Consider the following 760-nt stretch of genomic DNA (forward strand, 5'->3'; position numbering starts at 1 on the left):
TTTTGCCAATTCGTTTTCTCATCATCGCCCCCGGTTCATTGATTCTATTGGAGCGACAAGTATTCTGACGCGGGGGGACGTCGATACGGCTCCTACGCTGGAGAAATAGGTCCTGCTCCAGATAACCTTATCAACCGGGACTTTCGGGCCGCAGCACCGAATGAAAAGTGGCTCACAGACATCACTGAGTTTCAGATTTTTGCCGGCAAAGTCTATCTGTCACCGATCATTGACTGCTTCGATGGGCTCGTGATCAGTTGGTCGATCGGTACGCGACCAGACGCCGAGCTTGTGAACACGATGCTCGATGCTGCCGTCGAAACAATGAGCAGTAGCAGCAGCCGACCTGTGGTCCATTCAGATCGCGGTGCGCATTACCGCTGGCCAGGCTGGCTTACCCGAATACGTGAGGCCAATCTGATTCGTTCAATGTCGCGCAAGGGCTGCTCGCCCGATCATGCGGCGTGCGAAGGCTTCTTTGGGCGGCTGAAGACGGAACTGTTTTTACTCTCGGGACTGGCAGGCCATCAGCACTGACCAATTCATTGAAGTCGTTGACTCGTACATTCGCTGGTACAACGAGAAACGGATCAAGATTTCGCTTGGCGCACTCAGTCCGATTGAATACCGGGAGAGTCTGGGGCTAAAAACATAACCCAGTCCAAGAATTGCGCCGCACCCCCTTTCTGCCAGATAGATGGAATGGCCGCCTCCCGCCTTAACGGTCCGTCCGGCGCGGTCTCGCTTCCGGAACGTGCGA

General features: G+C 54.9%; 1 pseudogene. It reads left to right on the forward strand.

The features are described from left to right. Positions 1-78: 78 nt before the first annotated feature. Positions 79-655 (forward strand): annotated as a pseudogene (locus tag AWB65_RS35140) (IS3 family transposase); the annotation flags it as partial. Between the last annotated feature and the right edge of the window lie 105 nt (positions 656-760).

The organism is Caballeronia humi, from assembly GCF_001544475.1.
Taxonomy (GTDB): Bacteria; Pseudomonadota; Gammaproteobacteria; order Burkholderiales; family Burkholderiaceae; genus Caballeronia; species Caballeronia humi.